General features: G+C 72.7%; 21 protein-coding genes. 13 read left to right on the plus strand and 8 right to left on the minus strand.

Annotated elements, in window-relative coordinates; all coding sequences use genetic code 11:
• Window positions 1-47 precede the first annotated feature (47 nt).
• Both IF45_RS0122660 and IF45_RS0122665 read right to left on the minus strand, forming a co-directional pair.
• Window positions 48-779 (minus strand): PIG-L deacetylase family protein, encoded by a 732-nt coding sequence (locus IF45_RS0122660; protein WP_018470959.1) that lies wholly within the window; start codon window positions 777-779, stop codon window positions 48-50.
• Window positions 780-831: 52 nt separating this feature from the next.
• Complete coding sequence (locus IF45_RS0122665; RefSeq protein WP_030309222.1) at window positions 832-2,145, minus strand: alpha/beta fold hydrolase; 1,314 nt, start codon at window positions 2,143-2,145, stop codon at window positions 832-834.
• A gap of 131 nt (window positions 2,146-2,276) precedes the next feature.
• Between IF45_RS0122665 and IF45_RS0122670 the strand changes: the two genes are divergently transcribed.
• Window positions 2,277-3,440: a betaine/proline/choline family ABC transporter ATP-binding protein gene (locus IF45_RS0122670; protein WP_026048091.1), complete on the plus strand. Its 1,164-nt coding sequence runs from the start codon at window positions 2,277-2,279 to the stop codon at window positions 3,438-3,440.
• Between the two features lie 3 nt (window positions 3,441-3,443).
• On the opposite strand, the gene IF45_RS0122675 is transcribed toward IF45_RS0122670, so the two are convergent.
• Genes IF45_RS0122675 through IF45_RS0122685 form a run of 3 tightly spaced genes read right to left on the minus strand, consistent with a single transcriptional unit; the run spans window position 3,444 to window position 5,739 of the window.
• Complete coding sequence (locus IF45_RS0122675; protein WP_003946580.1) at window positions 3,444-4,388, minus strand: ABC transporter substrate-binding protein; 945 nt, start codon at window positions 4,386-4,388, stop codon at window positions 3,444-3,446.
• Window positions 4,388-5,059, minus strand: coding sequence for an ABC transporter permease (locus IF45_RS0122680; RefSeq protein ID WP_003946581.1), 672 nt, complete (start codon window positions 5,057-5,059; stop codon window positions 4,388-4,390). The genes IF45_RS0122675 and IF45_RS0122680 overlap by 1 nt, the downstream gene beginning before the upstream one ends.
• Entirely contained in the window at window positions 5,056-5,739 is a 684-nt protein-coding gene (locus IF45_RS0122685; RefSeq protein ID WP_008416387.1) for an ABC transporter permease, read from the minus strand. Before IF45_RS0122685 ends, IF45_RS0122680 begins: the two co-directional genes overlap by 4 nt.
• Before the next feature lie 362 nt (window positions 5,740-6,101).
• Between IF45_RS0122685 and IF45_RS0122690 the strand changes: the two genes are divergently transcribed.
• The 5 genes from IF45_RS0122690 (at window position 6,102) to IF45_RS0122710 (ending at window position 11,095) form a co-directional block, all read left to right on the plus strand.
• A complete protein-coding gene (locus tag IF45_RS0122690) occupies window positions 6,102-7,334 on the plus strand; it encodes a cytochrome P450 (protein WP_010639375.1) in 1,233 nt (410 codons plus the stop codon).
• 88 nt (window positions 7,335-7,422) lie between these two features.
• A complete protein-coding gene (locus IF45_RS0122695) occupies window positions 7,423-8,520 on the plus strand; it encodes a type III polyketide synthase (protein ID WP_030309225.1) in 1,098 nt (365 codons plus the stop codon).
• A gap of 184 nt (window positions 8,521-8,704) precedes the next feature.
• On the plus strand, window positions 8,705-9,223 hold the full coding sequence (locus tag IF45_RS0122700; protein WP_030309226.1) for a pyridoxamine 5'-phosphate oxidase family protein: 519 nt from the start codon (window positions 8,705-8,707) through the stop codon (window positions 9,221-9,223).
• Between the two features lie 208 nt (window positions 9,224-9,431).
• Entirely contained in the window at window positions 9,432-10,187 is a 756-nt protein-coding gene (locus IF45_RS0122705) for an SDR family NAD(P)-dependent oxidoreductase (RefSeq protein ID WP_030309228.1), read from the plus strand.
• Window positions 10,188-10,249: 62 nt separating this feature from the next.
• Window positions 10,250-11,095: a helix-turn-helix transcriptional regulator gene (locus IF45_RS0122710; protein WP_010639383.1), complete on the plus strand. Its 846-nt coding sequence runs from the start codon at window positions 10,250-10,252 to the stop codon at window positions 11,093-11,095.
• A 78-nt stretch (window positions 11,096-11,173) separates the two neighbouring features.
• Here IF45_RS0122710 and IF45_RS0122715 read toward each other — a convergent pair whose 3' ends face one another.
• Window positions 11,174-12,076, minus strand: a complete 903-nt coding sequence (locus tag IF45_RS0122715; RefSeq protein ID WP_008404229.1) for a LysR family transcriptional regulator — start codon at window positions 12,074-12,076, stop codon at window positions 11,174-11,176.
• Window positions 12,077-12,185: 109 nt separating this feature from the next.
• Here IF45_RS0122715 and kdgD point away from each other — a divergent pair, with 109 nt between their 5' ends.
• The 7 genes from kdgD (at window position 12,186) to IF45_RS0122750 (ending at window position 19,889) form a co-directional block, all read left to right on the plus strand.
• Window positions 12,186-13,112 carry a 5-dehydro-4-deoxyglucarate dehydratase gene (gene kdgD / locus IF45_RS0122720; protein WP_030309230.1) on the plus strand — a complete coding sequence of 309 codons (927 nt, stop codon included), beginning with the start codon at window positions 12,186-12,188 and terminating at the stop codon, window positions 13,110-13,112.
• Between the two features lie 32 nt (window positions 13,113-13,144).
• A complete protein-coding gene (locus IF45_RS0122725; protein WP_030309232.1) occupies window positions 13,145-14,761 on the plus strand; it encodes an aldehyde dehydrogenase (NADP(+)) in 1,617 nt (538 codons plus the stop codon).
• Window positions 14,762-14,994: 233 nt separating this feature from the next.
• Complete coding sequence (locus IF45_RS0122730; RefSeq protein ID WP_008404223.1) at window positions 14,995-15,852, plus strand: ABC transporter permease; 858 nt, start codon at window positions 14,995-14,997, stop codon at window positions 15,850-15,852.
• Window positions 15,853-15,873: 21 nt separating this feature from the next.
• Window positions 15,874-16,899 (plus strand): ABC transporter substrate-binding protein, encoded by a 1,026-nt coding sequence (locus IF45_RS0122735; protein ID WP_008404220.1) that lies wholly within the window; start codon window positions 15,874-15,876, stop codon window positions 16,897-16,899.
• Window positions 16,900-16,918: 19 nt separating this feature from the next.
• Window positions 16,919-17,698 (plus strand): ABC transporter ATP-binding protein, encoded by a 780-nt coding sequence (locus tag IF45_RS0122740; RefSeq protein ID WP_008404219.1) that lies wholly within the window; start codon window positions 16,919-16,921, stop codon window positions 17,696-17,698.
• 49 nt (window positions 17,699-17,747) lie between these two features.
• On the plus strand, window positions 17,748-19,397 hold the full coding sequence (locus IF45_RS0122745) for a M24 family metallopeptidase (protein ID WP_008404217.1): 1,650 nt from the start codon (window positions 17,748-17,750) through the stop codon (window positions 19,395-19,397).
• Between the two features lie 33 nt (window positions 19,398-19,430).
• Window positions 19,431-19,889: a RidA family protein gene (locus IF45_RS0122750; RefSeq protein WP_010639400.1), complete on the plus strand. Its 459-nt coding sequence runs from the start codon at window positions 19,431-19,433 to the stop codon at window positions 19,887-19,889.
• A gap of 437 nt (window positions 19,890-20,326) precedes the next feature.
• On the opposite strand, the gene ssuE is transcribed toward IF45_RS0122750, so the two are convergent.
• Window positions 20,327-20,881, minus strand: a complete 555-nt coding sequence (ssuE, locus tag IF45_RS0122755; protein WP_030309233.1) for an NADPH-dependent FMN reductase — start codon at window positions 20,879-20,881, stop codon at window positions 20,327-20,329.
• Between the two features lie 49 nt (window positions 20,882-20,930).
• Window positions 20,931-21,689 carry an alpha/beta hydrolase gene (locus IF45_RS0122760; RefSeq protein WP_030309235.1) on the minus strand — a complete coding sequence of 253 codons (759 nt, stop codon included), beginning with the start codon at window positions 21,687-21,689 and terminating at the stop codon, window positions 20,931-20,933.
• Window positions 21,690-21,717 lie beyond the last annotated feature (28 nt).

Here is a 21,717-nt window from a genome sequence, read left to right on the forward strand (position 1 = left end):
GCAAGGGGACGTGCCGCTACGGCAAGCGGACCGGTGCCGCCCGGGGCTCAGCAGGGGAAGAGTTCGAAGGTGACGGCGGGCCGGCCGCCGAAGCGGTCGGCGGCCTGCCGGACACCCTCGGTCAGCAGGTTCCGGCAGTACTGCTCCGGGTCCTCCTCGGTGAGTGCCTCGACATAGGTGCGGTGGGCGAGCAGGGACCGGATGCCGCGTTCCAGACCGGGTTCCGCGTCCACGGCGTGGGTGGGCCGGTCGCTGCCGAAGACGGCGACCCAGCGGACGCCGTCCCACGGGACCAGGCCCTCGGCGCCCAGCTCGGGGAAGATCCACCGGTTGCCCGCGTCGGCGGCGGCGTCCAGCGCGGCGCGGCCGACGGCGACGTGGTCGGGGGTGTTGCGGTAGGTGCCGCCCCAGGTGTCGCGGTGGTTGAGGGTGATGACCAGTTCGGGGCGGTGGCGGCGGATCGCGGCGGCGATGTCGCGGCGCAGCGCGGGGCCGTACTCGATCACGCCGTCGCGGTGGCCGAGGAACTCCACGGAGCCCACGCCGACCACCTCGGCCGAGGCGCGCTGCTCCGCCTCGCGCAGCGGGCCGCTGATGGCGGGTTCGAGGCTGTCGATCCCGGCCTCGCCGCGCGTCGCCAGGACGTAGGCGACCTCCCGGCCGCCGTCGGTCCACTGGGCGACGGCGGCCGCGCAGCCGTACTCCAGGTCGTCGGGGTGGGCGACGACCGCGAGGGCGCGCTGCCAGTCCTCGGGCATCGGGGCGAGCTGTTCGGCCATGGGGCCAGCGTAGGACGGCGGGACGCCGGGCGCGCCTCGTCGGCGCCCGGGTTCAGGCCCGGTCGCGGGCGAGGGCGAGGAGGCGGTCCAGGACCCGGGGGCCGCCGGCGCGGACGCCGTCGTGCTCGAACTCGTTGGTGACCCAGGGCCGCAGGCCGCGGACGGCGGCGGCGGTGCGCAGCGAGTCGGCGGTGTCGACGTACATGTCGTCGTGGTAGACGGCGGCCGCGGCGGGGACCTCGTTGGCGGCGAGCCGCTCCGGGTCGTAGAGCGGGGTCCAGTCGGTGCGGGCGGCGAGGAGGCCGGCGGTCTCGCGCAGCGGGCTCAGGGCGGGGTCGGTGGTGAACTGCCAGGGGTGGATGGTCTCGCCGGTGAAGAGGACGGGTTCGTCCCCGGCGAGGGCGCGGGCCGCGTCGAAGCGCGGGAACTCGCCGCGCACCCGCTCGGCCGACCAGGCGGTGGGCCGCCCGTCCTGGGCGTAGATGGCCTCGTGGAGGAGGGCGTAGAGGGGGTTGGCGGCATACGAGAGGTGGGCGCGGACCTGTTCCTGGAAGGCGTCGGAGAGGGCGTGGCCGCCGGGGACGCGGACGAAGGCGTCCTCCAGGAGGAAGTGGAGCTGGTGGCTGCCGTCGCCGGAGCCGAGCAGGATGCCGAGCGACTGGAACGCCTCGGCGGTCAGCAGGTACCCGCCGGGGAGTTCCACCGGCCGCTCCAGCAGGTGGGCGGCGATGCGGCGGGCGCGCTCCACGTCCTGCGGGTAGCGGGCGTAGTGCGCCTCGTTCTTGCGGGTGACGCGGGGATAGGCCGCGCGGTAGACGTCGTCGGCGTGGGCGTCGAGGGAGGGGAGGCCGCCGGTGAACAGGGCGGTGGCGACGCCTTCGGGGGCGGTGGAGAGGTAGGTGGTGGTGCAGAAGCCGCCGAAGCTCTGGCCGAGGACCGTCCAGGGGGCGCCGCCGGTGAGGCCGGGGCGGATCGCCTCGCAGTCGCGGACGATCGAGTCGGCGCGGAAGTGGGTGAGGTAGTCGGCCTGCTCCTCGGGGCCGCCGCGCAGCGGGAGCGTCTGGCGGCTCGCCGGGGTGGAGGCGCCGGTGCCGCGCTGGTCGAGGAGGAGGACCCGGAACTCGGTGAGGGCGCGGCCGAGCCAGTGCGGGCGGCCGACGAGGCGGTGGGCGCCGAAGCCGGGGCCGCCCTGGAGGTAGAGGAGCCAGGGCAGCGGCATGCCCTCGCGTTCGGCGGCGACCACCTCGCGGCCGTACAGCTCGATCCGCTCGCCGTCGGGCTCGTCGTGGTCCAGGGGCACGCTGAAGCGGTGGTCGGTGAGGACGACGCCGGGCTGGCGGTAGGTGGCGGTACGGGTGTCGGTCACGTTCTCTCCCCTGGGGGTGGTGCGGTGGTGCGGGTGGTGCCCCGCGCCCAGTTCAGCACAGGGCCGCCGAGCGCCGCCGGACGGGTGCCACCGGGCGGCGGAGGCTCTGGGGCACGGCTAGCGTGAACACCATGATCCGCTTCGAGGACGTCTCCAAGCGCTACCCGGACGGGACCGTGGCGGTCGACGGGCTCTCCTTCGAGGTGGGCCGGGGTGAACTGGTGACGCTGGTGGGCCCGTCCGGGTGCGGCAAGACGACCACGATGATGATGGTCAACCGCCTCACCGAGCCGACCTCGGGCCGCGTCCTGGTCGACGGGGAGGACGTCATGGCCGTCGACCCGGTCCAGCTGCGCCGCCGTATCGGTTACGTCATCCAGCAGGTCGGCCTCTTCCCGCACCGCACGGTGCTGGACAACACGGCGACGGTGCCGACGCTGGCGGGGTGGAGGCGCGGCAGGGCGCGGGCCCGCGCGAAGGAGCTGCTGGAGCTGGTGGGGCTGGACCCGGCCGAGTTCGCGGACCGCTATCCGGCGCAGCTCTCCGGCGGCCAGCGGCAGCGGGTCGGGGTGGCCCGGGCGCTGGCCGCGGACCCGCCGGTGCTGCTGATGGACGAGCCGTTCGGCGCGGTCGACCCGGTGGTGCGCGAGCGGCTGCAGAACGAGTTCACCGCCATCCAGCGCGCGCTGGGCACCACCGTGCTGCTGGTCACCCACGACATCGAGGAGGCGGTCCGCCTCGGCGACCGCATCGCCGTCTACGGCCGGGGGCGCATCGAGCAGTACGACACCCCGGCGGCGGTGCTCGGCCACCCGGCGGACGGCTACGTCGCGGAGTTCGTCGGCGCCGACCGGGGCCTCAAGCGGCTCTCGGTCACCGCGATCGAGCCGGGCGACGTGGAGGAGCCCCCGGTGGCGCGGACCGACGAGGACGCGCGCCGCGCGGCGGCCCGGCTGCGGGAGCACGCGGCGCGGTGGGCGGTGGTGCTGGACCCGGAGGGGAACCTGCACGGCTGGGTGGGGCTGGACGAGCTGGCCTCGGCACGCGAGGGGCGGCCGGTGCGGGAGCTGGCCCGGCGGATGGGGGCGTGGGTGCCGGTGGGGGTGCCGCTGAAGCAGGCGTTCGGGGTGATGCTCCAGCACGACGCCGGGTGGGTGGCGGTGCTGGACGGGGACCGCTTCCTCGGCGTGCTGACCCCGGCCAAGCTCCACGAGGCGCTGCGCCGCTCGGTGGAGTCCGACGCGAAGGGCGTGCCCCGCGGCGAGGTGGACTTCGACTCGGTGACGGACGCCTGAGGCTCAGGAGCCGAGCAGCCCCTTCTCCTCCAGGTAGGCGCGGGCCACGTCCTCGGGCAGCCGCCGCCAGCTGTCGACCTGCCGGTTGAGGCCGGCGAGGTCGGCGGTGGTGAGGACCGGGGCGAGGGCGTCCAGGGCGCGGGCGACCCGCTCGCTCCCGGCGCGGGCGCGGTTGACGACGGGGACGACCGCGTCGGCGTTCTGGAGCTTCTTGTCGTCCTCCAGCAGGACCAGGCCGAAGGCGTCGAGGGTGGCGTCGGTCGTGGTGGTGAGCACCATCTGGTCCTGCCCGCTCTGCACCGCCCGCTTGGCCTGCGTGGTGCCGACGCCCTTGGGGTCGACGGCGGTGACGTCGATGCCGTACGTCTTCTCCAGCCCCGGCCGGCAGTACGGCCGGGAGACGCATTCGTCGCCCGCCGCGAGGCGGACCGGGAGGCCGGAGGCGCCGAGGTCGCTGAGGGTGCGCAGGGAGTGCTCGGCGGCGAACTCACGCGTGACGGCGAAGGCGTTCTGGTCGACGGCCTTGCCGGGGTCGAGGACGGTGAGGCCGCGCGGGGCGGCGAGGCGGCGCAGCGCCTTCATGGTGGTGGCCAGGTCGGGCGAGCCGACGGGTTCGGCGTCGGGTCCGTTCTCCTTGGCGTTGAGCCAGTCGGCGAAGGTGGCGGCGTACTCGGGGACGACGTCCACGCGGCCGCTCTCCAGCGCCGGTTCGTACAGCTCGCGGTTGGCGACGGTGATCAGCTCCGTCTCGTAGCCGGCGCGGCGCAGCAGCAGCGCGTACATCTGGGCGAGCAGGTCGGACTCGGTGAAGCCGGCGGAGCCGACGGTCAGGCGGGAGCTGTCGCCGGGCGGGGCGGTGACCTCGCCCTGGTCCTCCAGGCTGGGTCCGCCGGCGCAGGCGGCCAGGAGGGTCAGCAGCAGGGCGGCGAGGAGGGCGCGGGCGCGCATCAGGTGATCCCCCGGGCACGCTGCGGGGAGAGCCGTTCGGCGAGGACGAAGGCGCCTTCCACGGCGAGGGCGAGGGCGGCGACGAGGACGGCTCCGGCGACCACCTGCGGGGTGCTGGCGAGGTTGAACCCGGCGGTGATGATCCGGCCGAGGCCGCCGCCTCCGGCGAGCGCGGCGATGGTGGCGGTGGCGACGAGCTGGGTGGCGGCGATCCGGACGCCGGTCATGACCATGGGCAGGGCGAGGGGCAGTTCCACGCCGGTGAGCACCTGGCGTCCGGTCATCCCCATGCCCTTGGCGGCGCGGACGGTGTCGCGGTCGACGCCGCGCATCCCGACGTAGGCGTTGGTGAGCAGCGGCGGGACGGCGAAGAGGACGAGGGCGACGACGGTGGGGCCCTCGCTCCAGCGGCCGACCGGGGTGAGCAGGAGGAGGACGAGGACGGCGAAGGTGGGGACGGCGCGGCCGATGTTGGCGAGGTTGACGGCGAGGGCGCCGCCCTTGCCGAGGTGGCCGAGGACCAGGGCGACGGGCAGCGCGATCAGGCAGCTGACGGCGAGGCAGACCACGGTGAGGACGAGGTGTTCGGTGAGCCGCTGGGTGATGCCGCCGTCGCCCGACCAGTGGGCGGGGTCGGTGAGCCAGCGCCAGGCTTCGGTGAGGGTGTTCACGAGCCGGCCGCCCTGGTCCAGGGGGTGAGGAGCCGCTGCACGCCGAGGAGGAGCAGGTCGGCGGCGACGGCGATGACCACGCAGAGCACGGAGGCGGTGAGGACCTGCGCCTTGAAGTAGGTGTTCATCCCGGCGTAGATGAGGTTACCGAGGCCGCCGAAGCCGACGATGGCTCCGATCGTGACGAGGGAGACGGCGGAGACGGTGGCGATCCGCAGCCCCGCCATGGCGGCCGGGAGCGCCAGCGGCAGCTCGACGGTGAGCAGCAGCCGCACCGGCCCGTACCCCATGCCGCGCGCCGCCTGCCGGGTCTCCTCGGGCACGGCCCGCAGCCCGGCGAGGATGTTGCGGACCAGCAGCGTCAGCGAGTACAGGACGAGCCCGGCGACGACCAGCGAGGCGGAGAGGCCGTAGACCGGGAGGAGCAGCGAGAACATCGCCAGCGAGGGGATCGTGTAGAGGATCGTCGTCACGGCGAGGACGGGGCCGGCCGCCCAGCTCCAGCGGCGGGCGACGACGGCCAGCGGCACGGCGAGGGCCAGCGCGAGGGCGACGGGCACGGCGGTGAGCTGGAGGTGTTCGAGCACCGCGTCGAGGAGGATGTGGCGGCGGGTGCTCAGGTACTCGCCGCAGATCCAGGTGTTGCGGGCCAGGCAGTCGTCCGGCGCGGGCGGGCTCATCGGTCCATTGGAACGCCCGCGGCGGCGGGCGGCTCCCCGGGTTGGCCCGGGCGGGTGCAGGCCCCGCCCGGGCGTGCGTGCGAGGCCGCCGGGAGCCCGCGTCCGCCGGGGGCGCACTGGGCGGCGCGCGATGTGCCGGGGTGCGCTCGCCCGGGGGAGGGAGAGGGGCCCGACCTCCGGTTTTCCCGGCGCGGCAGGGGTACACCAGGGCGTGACCGGATGGCGTCGTTCGGCTGTCCGTGGGGCCTCAGGTATCGCCACCGGCGCGGCGTGGCATACCCCTCCCGTCCCCGGTGCGGCGTCGAGAAGGACACGCCTGATCCGCGTGAGCACATCCAGGACCGACAGAAGGGCCCGCCGCCGTGAGCACTGAAGCCGTACCCGCCGCACCCGACTCCGCCGAGGTACCCACCTGCCCGTTCGACTTCGCCCAGGGGCTCGACTTCGACCCGGCGCTGCTGGCGATGTTGCGGAGCGAGGAGCGGGTGGCCCGGGTCCGGATGCCGTACGGCGAGGGTGACGCCTGGCTGGTGACGCGGTACGAGGACGTACGTACCGTCACCACCGACCGCAGGTTCAGCCGCAACGCCGTCACCGGCAAGGACTTCCCCCGGATGACCCCGGAGCCGATCGTGCAGACGGGTGCCATCAACCTGATGGACCCGCCGGAGAGCAGCAGGCTGCGGCGGCTGGTGCGGCAGTCGTTCGCCCCGCGCCACCTGGAGCGGATGCGCGGCCGCACCCAGTCGGTGGTGGACGGGCTGCTGGACGCCATGGCGGAGAGCGGTTCGCCCACCGACCTCTTCGCCCACCTGGCGCTGCCGTTGCCGCTGGTGACGATCTGCGAGGTGCTGGACATCCCCGAGGCCGACCGGCACTGGCTGCGGGCGCACGCGATGACCATGATGAACATGAAGCCGGCCGGGAAGGAGGCCGCGGTCCGCGCCAAGGGCGAGCTGAGGGAGTACTTCGCGCGGCTCACCGCCGAGCGGCGCCGCTCCCCCGGCGCCGACATGATCAGCACTCTGGCCACCGCCCGCGAGGGCGGCGAGATGCTCGGTGAGGACGAGCTGACCGTGATGGCGATGGTGCTGCTCATCACCGGCCAGGACACCACCACCTACCAGCTCGGCAACATCTCCTACCTGCTGCTGACCCGCGACGACGTCCGCGAGCAGCTGCGTCGCGAGCCCGACTCGCTGCCGCGCGTCCTGGAGGAGCTGCTGCGCCACATCCCGTTCCGCAAGGGCGTGGGCATCCCGCGGATCGCCACCGAGGACGTGGAGCTGGGCGGCGCCCTGATCCGTGCCGGGGACACCGTGCACGTCTCGTACCTGACCGCCAACCGTGACGGTGAGAAGTTCGAGCGGCCCGACGAGATCGACCTGGACCGGCCCTCCGTCCCGCACATGACCTTCGGCTGGGGCTCGCACCACTGCCTCGGCTCGCCGCTGGCGGTGATGGAGCTGGAGATCGCCCTCTCCACGCTGCTGCGGCGCTTCCCCGACCTGGCGCTCGCCGTGGAGCCCGGCGAGGTCGAGTGGAACGCCACCTCCATCTGGCGCTACCCGCTCGCCCTGCCCGTCACCTGGTGACGCCCTTCCCCCCTCGCGCTCGCGCGGCCCCGCGCCTTCGCGCCCCCCAAGACGCGTTCGCGCGCCCTGAAGAGATGACGAGAATCCCATGGCCGTTCTCTGCCGTCCCGCCGTTGCCGTCCCGCCGCACGTCATCACCATGGAGGAGACCCTCGATCTGGCCCGCAGCACCCACGCGGGCCACGACCAGCTCGGCCTGGTGCTGCGGCTGATCCGCAACACCGGTGTCGCCACCCGGCACCTGGTCCAGCCCATCGGCGAGACCCTCGCCCACCCGGGCTTCGAGGCCCGCAACAAGGTCTACGAGCGCGAGGCCAAGGCCCGCGTCCCGCAGGTCGTCCACCAGGCGCTCGCCGAGGCGGAGCTGACCGCGCAGGACATCGACCTGATCGTCTACGTCTCGTGCACCGGCTTCATGATGCCCTCGATGACGGCCTGGATGATCAACTCGCTGGGCTTCCGCTCCGACACCCGCCAGCTCCCCATCGCCCAGCTGGGCTGCGCGGCGGGCGGCGCGGCCGTCAACCGGGCGCACGACTTCACCAGAGCCTATCCGGGCAGCAACGTCCTGATCGTGGCCTGCGAGTTCTGCTCCCTGCTCTACCAGCCCTCCGACCTGGGTGTCGGCTCGCTCCTGTCCAACGGGCTGTTCGGTGACGCGGTGGCCGCCGTCGTGGTGCGGGGCGAGGGGGGCACCGGGCTCAGCCTGGAGCGCAACGGCTCCCACCTGGTCCCCGACACCGAGGAGTGGATCTCGTACGCGGTGCGGGAGACGGGTTTCCACTTCCAGCTCGACAAGCGGGTGCCCGGCACCATGTCGATGCTGGCGCCCGCCCTGACCGCGCTCTCCGCGCAGCACTCGTGGAACGTCGGCGAGCTGGACTTCTACATCATCCACGCGGGCGGCCCCCGCATCCTCGACGACCTCTGCACCCACCTGGAGCTGCCGTCCGAGATGTTCGCGCAGAGCAGGGCGACCCTCACCGAACGTGGCAACATCGCCAGCTGCGTCGTCCTGGACGCCCTCGACCGTTACTTCGCCTCGGGCAAGGCCACCGAGGGCGCCCGGGGCATGCTCGCCGGCTTCGGGCCGGGCATCACCGCCGAGATCTCCCTGGGCACCTGGGCCACCGGTGAGGGCCGCCCGGCCGCCCTGACCGGCGCCGAGGCGCGCCGCCCGGCCTGAGCCCGGGCAGGGGGCACGGCCCGCGGTCAGGTTGGCGCCCTGAGCGACCTGGAACGCGAGGCCGTGCCCCCTCCCCCACCTGTTGCCCTCCACGCAGCACCGGACGCAACCCGCGCGGAGCAACCTCACCGCTGTTTCCTCAATGGCGACAGAGGGTGTCGGGTTTACGGCCGACCATGGACGTATGCGCGAAACCCCAGAAGAACTCGACACGCTCCAGTCCCTCCTGGACTCCTCCCTCTCCGGCTCGACCGCACACCTCCGCTCGATCGTCGAGGGCCGCACCATCACGGCGACGCAGCTCACCGGGGTCCTCACCGGCATGTGCACGCTCGCCCTCTCCACGGTGACCGCCAAGGGCGAACCGCGGATCAGCGGCGCCGACGGGCACTTCCTGCACGGCCGGTGGCACTTCGGCACGGCGCGCAACGCCGCCAAGGCCCGCCATCTCGCCGCCCGTCCGGCCGCCAGCGTCGCGCACATGCGCAGCGAGGACCTCGGCGTGTTCACCCACGGCACGGTGGAGGAGCTGAACCCCGAGAACACCGAGCCCACGGCCGACTGGCAGGAACTCCTTGCCTACCTAAGGGACTTCTACGGCGACGACACCTTCGACTGGAACCGCGAGGTCGTCTACTACCGGCTGAACCCGCACTGGATGACCGTCTACGCCCCCGACCTCGACAAGCTCACCGGCGCGTGACACCGGACCCGTCGACGAGGGACCGCACCCGCGCGTACGCGGGTGCGGGGCGGACCTGGACGTGGCCGCCCTCCGGACAGGTACGCCGTACAGGGGGACCGGCGATCCCTGGATCACCGCTGCCTTCATCGGCCCCCCGGCCTGCGACACCGTTGTGGGGAAGGCGGCGGACCGGTGGTCCGCCCGCACCTTGCCGGAAGGAACCACCATGACGCGCATCGCCCTGATCACCGGTGCCAACCGCGGCCTGGGCCGCAGCACCGCCCTGCACCTCGCCGAAGCCGGCACCGATCTGATCCTCACCTACCGTTCGCACGCCGAGGAGGCGGAGACCGTGGTGGCCGAGGCCCGGAAGCTGGGCCGCACGGCGGTCGCCCTGCGGCTGGACACCGCGGACACCGCCGCGTTCCCCGCCTTCACCGAGGAGGTCCGGGCGGCACTCGCCGGACGGTGGGGCCGCGACCACCTCGACATCCTCGTCAACAACGCCGGGCACGGGGTGCACGCGGCGTTCGAGGAGACCACCGAGGAGCAGTTCGACGGGCTGATGGATGTCCACGTCAAGGGGGTCTTCTTCCTCACGCAGGCGCTGCTGCCGCTGATCGGGAACGGCGGACACATCCTCAACGTCTCCACCGGCCTGACCCGCTTCATCGCCGCGCCCACCGCCGCGTACGCGGCGGCCAAGGGCGCCGTGGAGGTCCTCACCCGCTACCTCGCGAAGGAACTGGGGCCGCGCGGCATCGCGGTCAACGCGCTCGCACCGGGTGCCACCGGCACCGACTTCGGCGGCGGTGGCGTCCGTGACGATCAGGAGACGCGCGGCGTGCTGAGCGGCGTCACCGCCATGGGCCGCCCCGGTGAGCCCGAGGACATCGGCGCCGCGGCCGCCGCCCTGCTCGGCGAGGGCACCTCCTGGATCACCGGGCAGCGCATCGAGGCGTCGGGCGGCATGCTGCTCTGAGCCCTACTCGCACATCGCCGACGCCCCGACCTCGCGTACGGGGCACGAGGGAGACCGGAACCGTGGACCGAGCGCAACTCGCCGACTTCCTGCGCACCCGCCGGGAGGCCCTGCAACCGGAGGACGTGGGGATGCCCCGGGGGCCACGGCGCCGGACCCGCGGCCTGCGCCGGGAGGAGGCGGCGGCGCTGAGCGGCATGTCCACCGACTACTACAGCCGGCTGGAGCAGCGGCGCGGGCCGCAGCCGTCGGAACCGATGCTCGCGGCCATCGCACGGGGCCTGCGCCTCTCGCTCGCCGAACGCGACCACCTCTTCCGCATCGCCGGGCACAACACCCCCTCGCGCCCCGGCGATCTGCGCTCGGACCACATCACGCCCGGCCTGATGCGCATCCTCGGACGACTGGACGACACCCCCGCGCAGGTCGTCAGCGACGTGGCGGAGACCCTCGCCCAGACCCCCATGGCCGCGGCGCTCCTCGGTGACCAGACACAGTTCACCGGCCCCGAACGCAGCCTCACCTACCGGTGGTTCACCGAGCCCGCCGCCCGGCTGCTGTATCCGCAGGAGGACCACCCGCTGCACAGCCGCTACTTCACCTCGGGCCTGCGCGCCGCCTACTCCCGGCAGGGAGCGGGCGGTCGCGCCGAGGAACTGCGCGACCTCCTCCTGGACCGCAGCGAGGAGTTCGCCTCGCTGTGGAGCGCCCACGAGATCGACGTGCCCCGCGTCGACCCGAAGCGCTTGCGCCATCCGGAACTGGGCGTACTCACCCTCCAGTGCCAGGTGCTGCTGGACCCCGAACAGAACCAGACACTCCTGGTGTACACGGCCGCCCCGGGGTCGGAGGACGACGAGAAGCTGCGGCTGCTGCCGGTACTGGGGACACGCCCCGTGGGCACCTGACCGGTCCTGCCGCGGCTGCCCGCCGGGCCGCGCCTCCGCGTCGGAGACCTCGCCCGCGCCGAGGGGCGGCCGGCCCCCTCAGAACGCCCCCCGGTCGGCGAGGCCGGTCACCACGTCGCGGACCGCGTGCAGCGCGGGGTTGTCGTCGCCCGCCCGCCAGGCCGCGACGAGTTCGACCGGCTCTCCCTCGACCCCGACCACCGGGCGCAGCACGACGCCGTCCAGTTTGAGCGCCTCCGCCGCCCGGGGTACCAGGGCGAGCCCCAGTTCCGCGCGGACCAGCGCGAGGATCGTGTGCACCTGGCTGAGGTAATGCACGTAGCGCGGAACGACCTCCGCCCGGCGGAAGACCCCGACCAGCACCTCGTAGAAGTAGCGGGCCTCGGCGGGTGAGTACATGACGAACGGTTCTCCGTCGAGGTCGCTGATGTGAGGAACGCGGTCCGGTGCGGCGAGCGGGTGGCCGGCGGGCACCGCGACCAGCAGGGCCTCGCGGTGGAGCGGGTGGTGGGCGATCCCGGTGCCGGGTACCGGCGGGCGGACCAGCCCGAGGTCCAGCTCTCCGGAGCGCAGCTCCTCCAGCTGCGCCCCGGAGACGCGCTCGCGCAGCACCAGTCCGACGCCGGGCAGCTCGGCGTGGACGGCCCCCACGATGCCGTCGAGGACGGAGTGCGCCGCCGACGCGGTGAAGCCGAGTGCCACGGTCCCGACCTCGCCTTCCAGCGTCCGCCGCACCGACAGCGCCGCCTGCTCCGACAGCCCGAGGATGCGCCGGGCATCGCCGAGGAATGCCTGTCCCGCCGCGGTGAGCCGGACGGACCGTCCGGCCCGGTCGAACAACTCGACACCCAGCTCACGCTCCAGGAGCTGGATGCGCCGGGACAGCGGCGGCTGGGTCATCGACAGCCGCTCCGCCGCCCGTCCGTAGTGCAGCGTCTCGGCGACGGCCACGAAGCTTTCCAGCTGACTCAAGGTGAACATCGATCCATTATGCGCATCGATCGATACGTAAGAAGTGTTGGACGTGCATCAGTTTCGTTCTTATGGTCATCGAAATCGCTGTTCTGCACGTCTGCGGAAGGAAACGCTCATGCCCACCCACACCCCGACCGAGCTTGCCGAACGCCTCGGCTCCGGGCTGCTGTCGTTTCCCGTCACCCACTTCACGCCCGACCTGGCGTTCGACGAGACCGCCTACCGGGACAACATCGCCCGCATGAGCAAGTACGACATCGCCGCCCTGTTCGCGGCCGGCGGGACCGGGGAGTTCTTCTCCCTGACCCCGCAGGAGGTCGGCACCGTGCTGCGGGCCGCCGTGGAGAGCGCCCCCTCCGGCACGCCCATCCTCGCCCCGGCCGGGCACGGCACCGCCCAGGCGGTCGCCATGGCGCGCGACGCCGAGGCGGTCGGCGCCGACGGTGTCCTGCTCTTCCCGCCGTACCTGACCGAGGCGTCCGCCGACGGCCTGACCGCCCATGTGCGGGCGGTCTGCGAGGCGACCTCGCTGGGCGTGGTCCTCTACAGCCGCGCCAACGCCGTCTACACCGCCGACACGGTGGCCGCGCTCGCCGACGCCTGCCCCAACCTGATCGGCCTCAAGGACGGGGTCGGTGACCTGGAGCGGATCACCCAGATCCGGTCGCGACTCGCGGACCGCCTGGTGTACATAGGCGGCCTGCCGACCGCGGAGACGTTCGCGCTGCCCTACCTGGAACTGGGTGCCACGACCTACAGCTCCGCCATCTTCAACTTCCTCCCCGACTTCGCCCTGGCCTTCTACGACGCGGTCCGGGCACGGGACCGGGCGAAGGTGCAGGAGATGCTCGACCGCGTGGTACTCCCCTACACCGCGATCCGCGACCGCAAGCCGGGCTACGCGGTCAGCATCGTGAAGGCCGGCATGGATCTGACCGGACACCCCGCCGGCCCGGTACGGCCGCCCCTGACCGACCTGGACGACACCGAGCGCGCACTGCTCGCCAGGGTCATCGAGGCCTCGCGCCTCGCCGTCGTCTGACACGCGTCCCCCGCCAAGGAAAGGAGCCACCCGTGTCCACTCTTCCCCCGGCAGCCCCCACCGGCGCGATGGTCATCGGGGCCCGCCCCGTCGTCGGTGCGGGCGACGAGATCCGGTCCGTCGACCCCCGCACCGGGGAGCCCCTCGAACCCGGCTACCGGACCGCGTCCGCCGAGCAGGCCGACCAGGCCTGCCGACTGGCGCGGGAAGCCGCGACCACCTACCGGACGACCGCCCCGGAACAGCGCGCCGCCTTCCTCGACCGCGTCGCGGACCTGCTCGACGAGGAGCGGGACGCGCTGGTGGAACGAGCCCACGCGGAGACCGCGCTGCCCCTCGCCCGGCTCACCGGCGAGGTCGGGCGCACCAGCGGACAGTTGCGCCTGTTCGCCGCGGAGCTGCGGGCAGGCGTGTGGCAGGGGGCCCGTGTCGACCGGGCGCAGCCGGACCGCCGTCCGCTGCCCCGCGCCGACATCCGGCAGCGCCGGACGGCCGTGGGTCCCGTCGTCGTCTTCGGCGCGAGCAACTTCCCGCTGGCCTTCTCCACCGCCGGGGGCGACACCGCCTCGGCACTGGCCGCCGGATGCCCGGTGATCGTCAAGGCACACCAGGCCCACCTGGGGACGGCCGAGCTGGTGGCACGCGTCGTCAGCCGGGCCGCCGCCGGGACCGGCATGCCCGAAGGAGTCTTCTCCCAGCTCGTCGGCAGCGGCACGGAGCTGGGGACCAGGCTGGTCCGCGACCCCCGGGTACGCGCCGTCGGTTTCACCGGTTCCCGCTCCGGCGGCCTGGCGATAGCGGCCGCGGCCGCCGCCCGGCCCGTGCCGATCCCCGTGTACGCGGAGATGAGCAGCATCAACCCGGTGCTGCTCCTGCCCGCCGCCCTCAAGGCCCGGGGCGCGGAACTGGGGGCCGCCTTCGCCGGGTCGCTCACCCTGGGGGCCGGGCAGTTCTGCACCAACCCGGGGCTCGTCCTCGCTGTGGACGGGCCCGGCCTGGACGCCTTCGCCACGGCCGCCGCCGAGGCCGTCGCGGCGGAACCCGGAGCCACGATGCTCACCCCCGGCATCGCCCGCCACTACGCCGCCGGTGGCGACGCCCTGGCGGGCCGGCAGGGTGTCGAGGAGACCGGTCGTGGCGGCCGGAGCGACAGCGCGGCCTGCGGCCGGGCCCGCCTGCTGAGCGTGGACGGCGCGCGCTTCACCGAGGATCCCGCCCTCCAGACGGAGGTCTTCGGCGCGACCTCGCTGATCGTCCGGTGCGCGGACCTCGACGAGCTGACGGCCTCCCTGCACGCGCTGGAAGGGCAGCTCACGGCCACCGTCCACGCCGACGACGCCGATCTGCCGCTCGCCGGGCGCCTGCTGCCGCTGCTGGAGGAGCTCGCCGGGCGCGTGCTCTTCAACGGCTGGCCCACCGGCGTCGAGGCCGGCCACGCGATGGTGCACGGCGGTCCCTTCCCCGCCACCACCGACCCGCGCAGCACGTCCGTGGGGACCCTCGCCATCGAGCGGTTCCTGAGGCCCGTCGCCTACCAGGACGTTCCCGACGCCCTGTTGCCCGAGGAGCTGCGCGACGCCAATCCCCTCGGCGTGTGGCGCCGCCTCGACGGCGTGCCCAGCCGGGCCCCGCTCACCGACGACCGCTGAGTCCGCTTGTCCCGGCCGGGAGTAACGCCTCCCGGCCGGGCCCGAACCGCCCGCGAATTCCTTCCAGTGTCGTGAGGACGAAATGACACCACGACGGCTTCCGCCGCTTCCCGACGGTCACGGCGACCGGACCGCGCGGCCGACGCGCGCCCTCTCCCCGCACCGTCCCACCGCCTTTCCGGCCGCTCCCGTGACGCTGCTGCCGCGTGACGCGCTCTGTGGGAGGTACCACCATGGCCACTCCTGATCTGCGTCACCCCGACCGGACCGCCGCCGACCGGCCGCTCCCGGCGGCGAAACCCTCCGGGCAGAAGACACCGGGCCGTACCTTCCCCCGTGAGTCGCTGGTGGCCGGCGTCAAAGCGGCCGTGGGGATCATCGGCCTCTTCATGGTGTGGGAACTGCTGGTCCTGGTCATCGACCCGGCGGACTATCTCTTCGTCGGCCCGCTCTCCGCCTTCGCCGAGCTGTTCGAGCGCCCCGGCTACTTCGCGGAGAACACCTTCGTCACGCTCCAGGAGGCGCTCGCCGGATTCGCGCTCGGCACGGCCCTCGGTGTGCTGTGCGGTGCCGCCCTGCACTACTCGGCCACCGCACGCAGTTTCCTCTATCCCGCGCTCATCGCGATCGACACCATCCCCAAGGTCGCGCTGGCCCCGCTGTTCATCGTGTGGTTCGGGTTCGGCTTCGAGTCGAAGGCGTTCGTCGCCATGGCCATCGCCTTCTTCCCCCTGGTGATCAACACCTACGACGGCCTGAGTTCGGTCCCCCACGAACTCCAGGAGCTGGCCCGCATCAACCGGGCCTCCCCCTGGAAGAAGATGGTGAAGATCGACTTCATCTACGCGATTCCCTCCATCTTCTCCGGAGCGAAGATCTCGATCTCCCTCGCGGTGGGCGGGGCGGTCGTCGGGGAGTTCATCGCCGGCTCGAAGGGGCTCGGGTACGTCATCCTCCTCGCCAACAGCCAGGTGGACCTGCCGTCGATGTTCGCGGCCTTCATCGTCCTCGCGGCCATCGCCCTGACCTTGTTCTTCCTCGTCGACTACGCGGGCCGGAAGCTGGCCCCGTGGAAGAACCACACCAAGTGACCACGGGATCGGAGGCTGGAAATGCGTAGAACCCTTCGCAGGGCCGTCGCTCTCGCCGGCGCGGCGGTGCTGGCCGGGCTGTCCGGATGCGCGGGCGGTGGCGGGAAGAACTCGATGTCCCTGATGCTCGACGTGGGGTACCTGCCGAAGCACGCGCCGTTCATCTCGGCCGCCAAACGCGGCTTCTTCAAGGCCGAGGGCATCGACCTCACGGTCATGCCGGGATCCGGTTCGACCAACACGGTCACCTCGGTGGTCGCGGGCAGGGTCGACGCGGGCTGGGCCGACTTCGGCGCCACCGTCACCAGCCAGGGCAGGGGCGCCAAGGTCAAGCAGGTCAACCTGCTCCAGGCCAGGTCCGCCTACGCGGTCGTCGCCCTCGCGGACTCCGGGATCAGGAACTGGGAGGACCTGCGCGGCAAGACGGTCGCCACCGAGGGCGGCGGCGCGATGACCGCGATGTGGCCGCTCGCGCTGAACAAGCTCGGCTTCGACAAGAGCGACGTGGACGTCATCCCGGCGTCCAGCGCCTCGAAGATCCCCGGCCTGCTGGCCGGCCAGTGGGACGCCAACCTGGCGCTGCATGTCTCCGACGAACCGGCCATCGACGCCCTCGGGCGGAAGGCCGCCGTCCTGAAGTGGTCCGATCTCGGCATCGACCTCTACGGCAACGGCATCGTCGTCTCCGACGAGAAGCTCAAGAACGACCCCGAGCAGGTCCGGAAGTTCAACCGGGCCATGCAGAAAGGTTTCCTCTGGGCCTGCCAGAACCCACGCAAGGCGGCCGAGGACTTCCGGACGGAGGTCTCCGGATACGAGACGAGCACCATCACCCTCGCCATCGACGCGCAGTGCGGCCTCAACTGGGGCAAGCGCGAGGCCGCCGACCGGTACGGCGTCATGGACGACACCGGAGTCCGCCAGGCCATCGACGTCGCCCGGAAGTTCCTCGGCCTGCCGCAGGAGAGCGGCCTGTCGCCCGAGGACGTGTACAGCAACTCCTACCTCGAGCCGCTGGGCTCCGACGAGACGATCAAGGCCCCGTGAAGGCCGGATGGGGAGTCACATGAACAACGAGTACGCCATCTCGGTCAACAACGTGGGGAAGACCTACCGCTCGCGAAGGGGCCAGGAGAACACCGTCCTCAGAGGACTCGACTTCCACGTCGAGCCCGGCCGGTTCGTGTCGATCGTCGGGCAGTCGGGCAGCGGCAAGACCACGCTGCTCAAGACGATCTCCGGCCTCCAGGAGCCCACCGAGGGCGAGATCCTCGTTCAGGGCCGCCCGATCCAGGAGGGGATCGAGGACATCGCGATGGTGTTCCAGAGCCCCGTGCTCCTGCCCTGGCGCAACAACCTCGACAACGTGCTCCTCCCACTGGAGTTCCGCGGCGCCCGGACCGACGAGGCCCGCGCGTACGCCATGGAACTGCTGGAGATGGTCGGGCTGGGCGGAAAGGCCAAGAACTACTCCTACGAGCTCAGTGGCGGCATGCAGCAGCGCGTCGCCATCTGCCGGGCCCTGGTCTCCCGCCCCAAACTGCTGCTCATGGACGAGCCCTTCGGCGCGCTCGACGCCATGACCCGGGACTCGATGAACTTCGAGATCCAGCGCATCTGGCAGAACACCGGATGCAGCGTCCTCTTCGTGACCCACAGCATCCCCGAGGCGGTCTGGCTCGGGGACCGGGTGGTGGTCGTCGGCGACCGCCCCGGCCGGATCATCGCCGACATCCCCATCGACCTGCCGCGGCCCCGGGGCAAGGAGCACCGGTACTCCGCGGACTTCTCCGACTACACCTCCGAGATCGAATCGCACATCGGCGTCGTGGCCGGCATCAGCTGACCACCCCCGCCAGGCACCCACGACCGTGAACCGTTGACGAAGGAGCACCATGCTGAGGATCACTGCTGACGCCACACGGGTGGAGAAGGAATTCGGCCTCGACGCGCGCAAGAGCCTGCTGTTCTCCGCGATCCGACTCGACTCCCACCCCTTCGTCGCTCCGCTGATCGCGGAGACCGGGACGGAGCACCTGCTGCTCGTGCGCCAGCAGGAACAGGGCAACGCCCTGTCCGCCGGCGTCCCGAAGGACCGGATGCGCTTCTACGCCCCCTGGGTCACGATCGACCCGCGCATCGTCGCCGACACCCCCGCCGCCGAGTCCCTCGCCGGCCTGGTGCGCGAACTCGCCGACGGCGGCCCGGTGGCCCTCGCCGCCGACGTCGTCCACGCCCACCAGCTCGCGCTGTCCGGTTCCGTCGAACTCGTCCTCGCCGACCAGGACCCGACACCGGTCGCCGCCTACGAGATCGATCCGGCCGAGGTGCTGGCCACCTTCGCACGGTGGCGTGAGACCGGCGTACGGACCGCGCGCCGGCTCATCGCGGACGTCGCCCACCTCTCGGGCCTCGCCGAGGAGTTCACCTCCGGCGAGGACAGCCGCTTCTCGGCGCTGAAGGAGCTCGCCGCGGACCGCTCCCTCGACTCGGTGCTGCTCGCGGCGACCCCCAACTTCACCGAGGCGACCGGACGCCCCCAGCCGGACGGCGCGGTCGCCCTGTGGCTCGACGGTCCCGAACGCCTCCTGGTGCTGCTCCCCGAGGGCGCCGACGGTCTGCCGGGCGCCCCCGTGGGCCGGTACCCCTCCGTGGGGGCGGCCGTCCGGGAACTGGCGTCCGGCACACGGACGGGCATCGAGGAGGAGTGGATCAGCGTCGGCCTGGCCCGCGAGCTCACGCGTGAGGGGGCGGAGCTGGTCCCCGTCTCGGCCGCCCTGGGCCACTGGCGGGATGTCCGCGACCACGAGGACCTGGCCTTCCAGGTGGTGGCCGCACGGGCCAGCGTCTTCGCCATCGAGGAGGCCCTGGCCTGGGCGGAGCAGGGGCTCGACGCCGGGCGCTCCTTCAGCGAGCTGGACATCAACGCGGTCTACCTCGACAAGATCGCCGAGTTCCGCACGGCCCACGAGATCCCGTTCGGCATCGAGCCGTACTTCACCAACCTGCACTCCTCCAACCGCATGCTCTTCCCCGGTCCCCCGGTCGACCACCCGGTCGACGAGGAGACGACCTGCGTGCAGCTCGACGCCGGGGTACGCGTCGTCTTCGACGGCGTCAACGTCGCCACCTCCGACATGGCCCGCTCGCTGCCGCGCACCGAGGCCGCGAAGGAGGCGTACCGCTTCTTCTTCGACGTGGTGCGCGAGGGGATCATCGGGCAGCTGCGCCCCGGCGCGGTGTGCGAGGACGTGCACGAGGGGACCTTGCGCTACCTCGCCCCGCACCTGGAGCGGATGGTCGCCATCGGCATGCTCGGCACGGACGTCGACTTCAACACGGAGTACCGCAAGCGCAACGTGGGCCACCTCATGGGCAAGCAGGAGTCCTTCGCCAATGAACTGCGGCCCGGCTACAAGCACGTGCTCCAGGTCGGTTCCTACGGTGCCGCGGAGATCCCGTGGCGTTACGGGAACGCGGCGATCGGCACCGAGGACCTCTGGTACATCGGCCGGGACCGCACCTACGTCCTCAGCAAGCGATGACAGACCTCTGGCCGGACCGAACAAGGAGACGCCATGACCACCGTGCGGGAACGCCTGAAGGCGCTGTCGATCGAACTGCCCGACCTCGGCCCTCCCAGGTACGCCTATGAGGCGACCTCGCGCTGGGGCGACGTCCTGTACGTCTCGGGCCAGATCTCCCGGACAGCGTCGGGCGAAGTGCTCCGGGGCCGGCTGGGAGAGGACGCCACACCGGCCGACGGGGTGCTCGCCGCACGCACCGCCGCGCTGAACCTCCTGGCCCGTATCGAGCAGTCGATCGGCCTCGAACAGGCCCGCGTCCTGAAGCTCAACGCATGGGCGGCGAGCGCACCGGCCTTCGTGGACCAGCCGACCGTGATCGACGGCGCCTCGCACCTGCTGATCGACGTGCTGGGCGACCACGGCCGACACGCCCGTACCGCCCTCGCGACCCACGCCCTGCCCCAAGGCGCGCTCGTGGAGCTCGACGCCACGATCGCCGTGCTCGGCTGAAGGCCCGCGCACCCGGGCCCCCGCTGCACACGGCGCCGCGCCACCTGCGGCTCACCGGGCACCCTCCGCAGTTCGTGCCCGACCCGACTCGGAGGGTGCCCGCCCACGGAACCTTGCCGCTCGCCCGGGACCCGCACCCGGCACGCGACGGCCCCGCCTCGGTTCGCAAGGTCAGAGTCGCGCCTTACGCGGGCAGCCCTTGAGCGGGGCCGGGCGGGATGTGGACGGTCATGATCAGGTGGCAGGTGTCGGTGCCCGCCGACCACGGTCCACCACCTCACCCAGAAGCAGCCTCGAGCCACCGTCTGAGGCCACCCCCCACGCAGCCGTTCCGAGCCGCGGCGTTCGTCGAACGCGTGGGCCTGCGTGGGCGTACTGAGGCAAGGCGGACCCACAGTCGTTCGCGTGATGCCGCCGGCGAACACCTGTGCTTCGGTTCAAGCCGTGATGGCGGTCGCGGATGTCCTGGTCAGGGCCGTGGAGAGGTCGTCTGCCAGGCGGAGGAGTTTCTCAGCCGCGGCCTCTTCCACCACGGGGCCGGGCTCGTCGTCCTTGGTGATGTGGCGGTCGAGGACGAACAGGCCGGGCAGGATGTGCGAGGCGGCCAGGGAGCTGAGGACGGGCCGCAGGGCGTAGTCGATCGCCAGGACGTGCGCCGTGCTCCCGCCGGTGGCGAGGGGGAGCACGGTCTTGCCGGTGAGCGCGTGCTGAGGGAGCGCGTCGAGGAAGGACTTGAGGAGTCCCGAGTAGGCCGCCTTGTAGACGGGCGTGCCGATCACCACTCCGTCGGCGTCCCGTACCAGGGCGGCGGCGCGGGCGATCTCCGGATGTCCGGTGTCGGCGGTGAGGAGCGCGGCGGCGGGCAGCGCGCGGACATCCAGGGAGGTCACCCGATGCCCGTGCAGGGCGAGGCGTTCCCTGACCGGGTGCAGGAGCCGGGCGGTACGGGAGGAAGCCGACGGGCTGCCCGAGACGGCGAGGACGGTGGCCATGACGACCTTTCGGTGGGAGGCGGGAGGTGCGCGGCTCGGCCGGGCCGGGTCACCAGGCGCTGGCCGCGACCGAGACGGCCGGGGCCATGCCGTCCCGGAGCCCTTCGAGGAAGGTGACGATCTCGGCGGCGACGGACCGGTGCTGGGCGTCGTTCAGCACGTCGTGGTGGGCGCCGCGCACGCGCGAGAGGCGGGCGCGGGGCAGCGAGCGGGCCTTGGCCAGCAGGGCCTGGTGGTCCGCGAGCGGGTCGGCGTCGCCGGCCAGGAGCAGGGTGGGGACCGGGATCTCGCTCTCCTCGGCCAGGGCGAGCACCGGGGCCGGCACCGGGGTCCCCAGGGCGCCCCGGCGGACCTGGCCGTCCTCGGTGAGGCGGCGGCGGTGCACCGGGCAGGCGGTGCGCAGGTCCAGTTCCTCCTCCCAGGTCGCCCGCTCCGGGGCGGCTCGCGAGGGGAGCCCCGCGAGGACGACGCCGTCCGGCTGCCAGGCGGCTCCGGTGCGGGCGAGGACGGCGGCCACCGCGGCGGCGCCGGCGTCGGAGCCGATCACCACCACGGGCCGGACCGCCGGGACTCCGTCCGGGGCGTCGGCGGCCTCCCCCAGCTCCTTGGCGAAACCGGTGAGGGACGGTGCCGGGTCCGCCGGATCGAGAAGCGGCGGGTCGACGACGCGGACGTGGTAGGCGTCGGCGGAGAGCCGCGCGCCGAGCCGGGCGTAGGTCTCGTGGGTCTCTCCGCGTCCGGGAACGACGAGGAGCGTCCCCCGGGTGGTCACTCCCTCGAGTGCGGGGTGGTCGGTGTATCGGCTCATCAAGGCTCCGCAGGTGGTCAGGTGGCCC

It is taken from the genome of Streptomyces albidoflavus (assembly GCF_000719955.1).
In the GTDB taxonomy this organism is placed as follows: domain Bacteria; phylum Actinomycetota; class Actinomycetes; order Streptomycetales; family Streptomycetaceae; genus Streptomyces; species Streptomyces albidoflavus.